This is a genomic window from Streptomyces olindensis (assembly GCF_040645895.1).
GTDB classification, from domain to species: Bacteria; Actinomycetota; Actinomycetes; order Streptomycetales; family Streptomycetaceae; genus Streptomyces; species Streptomyces olindensis.
Map to the genome: position 1 here is coordinate 1 of NZ_JBEYZD010000146.1, position 6,598 is coordinate 6,598.

6 protein-coding genes are annotated in these 6,598 nt (G+C 69.6%); 1 reads left to right on the plus strand and 5 read right to left on the minus strand.

The window, feature by feature from the left end:
- Nucleotides 1–49 precede the first annotated feature (49 nt).
- The 5 genes from ABZ948_RS40480 to solA form a co-directional block, all read right to left on the minus strand.
- A complete protein-coding gene (locus ABZ948_RS40480; RefSeq protein WP_359768133.1) occupies nucleotides 50–943 on the minus strand; it encodes an ABC transporter permease in 894 nt (297 codons plus the stop codon).
- A gap of 3 nt (nucleotides 944–946) precedes the next feature.
- Nucleotides 947–2,089 carry an ABC transporter ATP-binding protein gene (locus ABZ948_RS40485; RefSeq protein WP_359768134.1) on the minus strand — a complete coding sequence of 381 codons (1,143 nt, stop codon included), beginning with the start codon at nucleotides 2,087–2,089 and terminating at the stop codon, nucleotides 947–949.
- Nucleotides 2,082–3,188: an ABC transporter substrate-binding protein gene (locus ABZ948_RS40490; RefSeq protein ID WP_359768135.1), complete on the minus strand. Its 1,107-nt coding sequence runs from the start codon at nucleotides 3,186–3,188 to the stop codon at nucleotides 2,082–2,084. The genes ABZ948_RS40485 and ABZ948_RS40490 overlap by 8 nt, the downstream gene beginning before the upstream one ends.
- Before the next feature lie 80 nt (nucleotides 3,189–3,268).
- On the minus strand, nucleotides 3,269–4,330 hold the full coding sequence (locus ABZ948_RS40495) for a succinylglutamate desuccinylase/aspartoacylase family protein (protein ID WP_359768136.1): 1,062 nt from the start codon (nucleotides 4,328–4,330) through the stop codon (nucleotides 3,269–3,271).
- 2 nt (nucleotides 4,331–4,332) lie between these two features.
- A complete protein-coding gene (solA, locus tag ABZ948_RS40500) occupies nucleotides 4,333–5,472 on the minus strand; it encodes an N-methyl-L-tryptophan oxidase (protein WP_359768137.1) in 1,140 nt (379 codons plus the stop codon).
- A 283-nt stretch (nucleotides 5,473–5,755) separates the two neighbouring features.
- Here solA and ABZ948_RS40990 point away from each other — a divergent pair, with 283 nt between their 5' ends.
- Complete coding sequence (locus tag ABZ948_RS40990) at nucleotides 5,756–6,502, plus strand: IclR family transcriptional regulator (protein ID WP_435857804.1); 747 nt, start codon at nucleotides 5,756–5,758, stop codon at nucleotides 6,500–6,502.
- Nucleotides 6,503–6,598 lie beyond the last annotated feature (96 nt).

Sequence of the window (6,598 nt, forward strand, 5' to 3'; positions counted from 1 at the left end):
GCCACCGCGGTCAGGGCGATGCGTCCGGCGAGGGACTTGCGCAGTTCCATCATGTCGCGCTCCTCTTCTTACGGCTGGCCCCCAGCGAGGTCACGACCTTGACCAGCAGCAGTCCGGCCAGGGTGAGCACCAGCAGGATCACGCCTTGTGCGGCGGCGCCGTTCCACTGGTTCTCCTTGGTGACCTGCTGGTTGATCAGGGTGGCGATCATGGTCTGGTCGGGGCCGCCCATGAGGGCCGGGGTGATGTAGTAGCCCAGCGAGAGGATGAAGCTGAGCAGTCCCGCGCTGGCCAAACCGGGGGCGACCAGCGGCAGGTAGATGCGGCGGAAGATGGTCACCTTGCCCGCGCCCATGCTGGACGCGGCCGCGAGCAGGCGCCGGTCCACGCCGCGCATCACGCCGTACAGCAGCAGCACCGTGTACGGGAGCATCATCGACGTGGTGCCGATGACCACACCCAACTCGTTGTAGAGCAGCTGGAACGGCGCTCCGGGCACCGACATGGCGGCCAGGGTCTCGTTCACCAGGCCCTTGTCACCGAGCATGATGATCCAGCCGTAGGTGCGTACCAGGGCGCTGACGAAGTGCGGGACGACCACGACCAGCATCGCCAGACCCGCCAGGATGGGCTTGAGCCGGGTGATCGCCTGCGCCAGAACGAACCCGAACACCAGGCTCAGCACGGCCGTTTCGGCGGAGATCCGCAGCGTGGTGATCAGCACCGACAGATTCACGCCCGTCAGCGCGTCGGCGTACCAGTGCAGGGTGAACGAGCCGTCGGCGTCCTTCAGGCTGAGCAGCAGCGTGGAGAAGATCGGGTAGACGAACAGCACCAGCAGGTAGATGACAACCGGCAGCGCATAGAAGACCCCGACCCGCGTCCTGCGAGAAGCCAGCAGTTTGCGGGGGCGTGCGGGGGTGGTGGCGGTGAGGGCTGCCATGGCTCACCCTGCCTGTTCGTCGGTGGAGAAGAGGTTGACGTCCTCGGGATCCGCGCTGATGCCGACCCGCTCACCCGCGACCGGGCCGCGGCCGGCGGGTACTTCGAGGCGCAGCAGCGGCGCGTCCTTGCCGTCGATACGTACACCCGCGCGCACGAGGGTGCCCACATAGGTGGCGGTCTCGACGGTGCCGGTACAGAAGCCGTCGTCGGCGGCGCAGGCCCGCAGCCGGCCCGGCTGCACCGCGACCTTCACCGACGCGCCGGAGGGCAGCTCGTGGCGGCGGGCCTTGATCAGGCCGCCGTTGCCGTCCAGACGGACCAGGGTGTGCTCGTCGGTGTGCTGCTCCACGCGGCCGGGCAGGAAGTTGGCCGCGCCGAGGAAGTCCGCCACGAACGGCGTCCTGGGCCGCTCGAAGAGTTCCCTCGGGGTGTCGAACTGCTCGATGAGGCCGTTGCGCATGACCGCGATGCGGTCCGACATGACCAGCGCCTCTTCCTGATCGTGCGTCACATAGATGACGGTCAGGCCGAGTTCCTGCTGGATGGTCTTGATCTCGACCTGGAGCTGGTCGCGGAGCTTCTTGTCCAGGGCGCCCAGCGGCTCGTCCATGAGGATGACCGGCGGGCGGTAGACGAGGGCCCGGCACAGGGCGACCCGCTGCTGCTGTCCGCCGGACAGCTCACGCGGCTTGCGGCCGCCGAAGCGGGACAGGCCCGCGATCTCCAGCGTCTCCCCCACCCGGCGACGGATCTCGTCCTTGCCCACGCCCCGCAGGGTGAGCGGGAAGGCGACGTTCTCCTGCACGGTCATGTGCGGGAAGAGCAGGTACTGCTGGAAGACGAAGCCGAGGTTGCGCTTCTGCGGCGCGAGGCGGGTGACGTCGCGGCCGCCGACGGTGATGGTGCCGGAGTCGGGTTCGCAGAACCCGGCGATCATCATCAGCGTCGTGGTCTTGCCCGACCCGGACGAGCCGAGGAAGGTGACGAACTCCCCTGCCGCGATCTCCATCGACGCCTCGTCGACGGCGACCACATCGCCGTAGGTCTTGCGCAGGGCCACGACCGACAGCGCCTTGCCGGTCGCGGTGGCCGGCTTGTCACCGGCCATCTTCAACGACGGTGCCGCGATACCGAATTCACCCACGAGCCCACTCCAACCAGCGCTTGGTGACGGCCGACTCGTTCTTCAGCCACCAGTCGATGTCCGTGTCGAAACCCTTGTCGTAGTACTTCGGCGCACCCGCCAGCGCGTTGCGCTCGTCCTCGGTGAGCTTCGCGTAGGCCACCGGGGAGGACGGGTTCGACGGGAACGCCTTCGCCAGCGCGGCCTGGCTCTCCGCCCGCAGCGAGAAGTCCATCAGCTGGTAGGCGTTGTCCTCGTTCGCCGCGCCCTTGGCGATGGCGTAGCCCTGGAACTGGCGGCGCATACCGTTGAGCTGCCGCTCCACGGGGACGCCCTGCTTCTGCAGGTCGGCGATACGGCCGTCCCAGACGGTGGACATCGTCACTTCCTGGCGGCTGAGCAGCACACCGGGGAGCGGGCCGCTGTCCCAGAACTTCTTGATGTCACCCCGCAGCCGGGTCAGCACCTTGAACGCGCGGTCCACATCCAGCGGGTACAGCTTGTCCATCGGGACGCCGTCGGCGAGCAGCGCGAACTCCAGCTCCGGCAGGTCGCCGTCCGGGTTGCACATGGAACGGCCGCCCTGGAACGCCTTGGTGTCCCAGAAGTCCGCCCACGACTCCGGCTTCCTACCGCCGAACGCGTCCGTGCGGTACGCCATGCAGGCGCCGTAGAAGCTGCTGCCGACGGCATGGTCGGTGATCTGGTTCTCGGGGATCTTCGCGCTCTGCACGCTCTTGATCCGGTCGAGGTCCAGCTTCTCCAGGGCGTCCTGCTGGACGTACTTGGTGTGCGACATCATCGAGTTGTTGATCAGGTCGCACTGCGGCCGGCCCTGCTTGATCTGCGCCAGCAGCGGCGCGTCGTCCAGGTTCAGCACCTTCACCTGGATGCCGGTCTCCTGCGTGAACGGCGTGTAGATCGCCTTCTGCAGCGCCGCACCATAGGAGCCGCCACTGTCACGGACGACCACCGTCTTGCCGCCCTTGCCGCCACTGCCGGCACTGGCCCGGCTGGTGCCGGTACCGCAGCCGGAAAGGGCGGTCGCGGCGGCGACACCCGCAGTGACCCCGCCTATTCCTCGCAGGAACAGTCTGCGGTCGATTCGGGCATCTTTCATCGTGTGCCTCCTGGTGGTGCCGGCCGCGAGAAGGGGAGCGGCTGGGGACGTGGAAAGAAGGGGGGGTGGCTGGAGAGGGGCTAGGGGCGGGGGTCCGCCTCGTCTGATCCGGTGCCCAGACCGGGGGGCCGGAGGGTGTCGGCCCGCGCGGCCGTGTCGGGGTCCCACGGGACGGCCAGGGCGGCCAGTTCCTTGCCGGGGGCGACGGTGAGGCCGTGCATGCCGTAGAAGATCCGGCCGTCGGCCGGGGCGTGGACGGTGTGCTCCGTGCCGTCGATCGGGTCGACGATGCGGCCGAGGAGGTCGCCCTCGGTGACTTCGCCGATGACGTCGGCGTCGAAGGAGAACTCCGGGTACCACAGGCCGGTGGCCTCGGCGGTGACGCCGGCGGACCAGACCCACTCGCGGATCGGTGCCGGAGCGGAACCGTCCTGGTCGAGGACGCCCAGATGGCGAAGTGCCTTCAGCAGGCCGTCGACACGGCGGAGGGCGGTGGCCTCGTCCCGCCGGCCGAGCTGGCCCACCTCTACGAGGACCGCTGAGATGTTCCGGCGGGCGGCGGCGGCGTGGCTGTTGCCGCCCTCGGGCGTCAGCCCGAGGATGACGTCCTGGATGCCGAAGGAGGCTGCCAGTTCGGCCGTGGCCTTGTCCAGGTCCGGGTCACCGGTGAGGCGGTAGCCGACGAAGTCCCGCAGGACCTGGTCGATGCCGCCGCAGTGCAGGTCGATGTAGACGTCGGCGCCGTCGACCAGGTTCGCGAAGAGCCAGGCCGCCAGGCGCTCGGTGGGGCCGCCGGCCGGGTCGCCGGGGAAGACACGGTTGAGGTTCACGCCGTCGACCGGGGAGACGTTGAGCCGGCCCTGGTACACGGCGGGCGGGTTGGCGACCGGGCAGACGATCACCTGCCCGCTCACCTCACCGGGCTCCAGCAGGTCTGCCAGGCGCACGGCGGCTTCGATGGGAGTGAACTCGCCGCCGTGCACACCGGCGGTGATGACGACCCGGGGACCCGGGCGGGTTCCGTTGACCAGTGTCACCGGGATGTCCGCGGTGAGGGTGCCGAGATCGGCCTGGGCGGTGCCGCGCGTCTTGGTGCCGGGCGGGGCCTGAAGGGGGCCGACGCAGAGGGTGGTGTCCGGCATGGTCATGCCTCCGTACGGCCGACGGTGGAGAGGAAGTCGATGGGCTGCGGCGATGCGCCGTCGAGCGCGAGGTCCGCGGCGATGTCACCGAAGGCGGGCGAGAGCTTGAAGCCGTGGCCGGAGAATCCGGCGAGGAGGATGACGTTCTCGGCGCCGGGAAGCGGGCCGACCAGGGGGCGGCTGCTCTCGGTGTAGCCCTCCATGTAGACGGAGAGGCGGGTGGGGTCCGGGTGCAGGTCGGGCAGGTACCGCCCGATCAGCTCGGAGAAGATCTCCAGTTCGTCCGGCCGCACGGTGCGGTCCAGGTGGTTGGGGTCGTCGGCGAGCCGGTGCAGCGCGCGGGAGAGTCCGAGCTTGACCGAGATGCCGTCCGGGGAGGGCAGGCCGTAGCAGTGGGTGGGTGCCGTGCGGATGAACGCCGGGCGCTCCTCGCCGAACCAGCCGTCGGGGGCGGTGGGCACGTACCAGGCACTGATCAGGCGGCGGATCTCCACCTCCCACGGCAGGTCGGGCAGCAGGTCGTTGACCCAGGGGCCGGGCGTGACGACGGCGGTGTCGAAGCGCTCGCTGCCGGAGTCGGTGCGGATCTCCACGCCGCCCGCGACGGGGACGATCTCGCGGACCGTGCTGTAGCGGTGGATCACGGCGCCGAGCTGCTCGGCGCGGCGGGCGGCGGTCTGGATGGTCAGCTCCGGGCGGATGAACCCGGCGCGGCGGTCGAGCACGGCCGCGTCGCCGTCCTCGATGCGGTACTGCGGGAAGCGCTTGGCGAGCGCCTCGGCGTCCAGCACCTCATGATCGAGGTCGTGCTCGGCGATGGACTGAAGGACGGTGGCCATCTGCTGGTGCGCGGTGGGCCCCATGAGCAGGCACCCGGTCAGGCGGCGCAGCTCGCGGCCGGTCTCCTGCTGGAGCTGCTCCCAGAGGGCGTCGGCGTGCTTGAGGAGCGGAACGTACCGGGAGTCCTCGAAGTGTGCGCTGCGGAAGATCCGGGTCTCGCCGCCGGCGGCGCTGCGGTCGTGGCCGGGTGCGTAGCGGTCGTAGCCGACGACCTCGGCGCCGCGGGCCGCCAGCCGCCAGGCGGCCTGGCTGCCCATCGTTCCGACGCCGACCACCGCGACGCGCTTCCTGGCAGCTGACACAGGGCTTTCCTTTCGTATCGCCGAGGCGCATGCTGAGCCGTCGACGTGAGGATGTTCGATTCGAGATGGTTTGAGCGGGAGCCAGGTCCTCCTTGTGGACCTGCGGCTCGCAACCGCCGCGTCTCGCAGTCCGGCTCACTTCCGGGGGATCTCCCGTGAGGCCGTGCCACTATGTGGAATGCTGTGCTAGAATCTGGCACAGAGAATGACAGCGGCTTCAGCGAGGAGTCAAGAGGGTGTCCAGCGGAAATTTCGAGGATTAACAGGGGGAAACCGGATGGAAATGAAGAGCGTCACCAGGTCACTGCGGATCCTGGAGGCGGTCGCCCAGCATCAGCCCGTGACCGTAGGGGAGTTGACGAAGCTCTTCGGGCTGCCGAAGTCCACCGTGCAGCGCACCTTGGTCTCCCTGGCGGAGGCCGGCTGGCTGCGCGCCAACCGCAAGGACACCACCCGCTGGGAGATCGGCGCCCGCGTCCTGGCCGTACGCCCTGCCGCCCTGCAGGGCTCCAGCCTGTTCGCCGCCGCCCGTGAACCCATGGTCCGCCTTCGGGACGCGGTGAACGAGACCATCCACCTGTCGGTGCCGGACGCCCTGCAGTGCATGGTCGTGGTGGACCGCGTCGACTGCGACCAGGCCGTACGCACCTTCCACACGATCGGCGACACCTCGCCGCTGCACGCCACCGCCGTCGGGCGCGCCATTCTGGCCCACCTTCCGAAGCGGGACGTCGAGGACCTCATCGAGGCCGGGCTGGAGCGGTTCAGCGACACGACGCCCGTCGAGCCCGACGAGCTGCGCGCCGAGCTGGACCGGATCCGCGTCGACGGCTATGCGGTCAACCGCAACCAGTTCCGTCCGGGCGTCTGCGCCGTCGCCGCCGCCGTACTCGACGAGGACGGCACCCCGCTGGCAGCGGTGGCCGTCTCCATGCCCGAGGCGCGGTACGACGGCGGACGGACACCCCAGTGGGGCCGCCTCGTCGCGGACACAGCCGCGGAGATCTCACAGCGCCGCCTGGGCGCCTGAACGGCAGCCGCCGACGCGGACCTGACCATCCTGCTCCAGCAGCACCGCACGTACGACCTCCAGGGCCTGTCGGTGAAGGCCCAGCTGCTGCTGGAC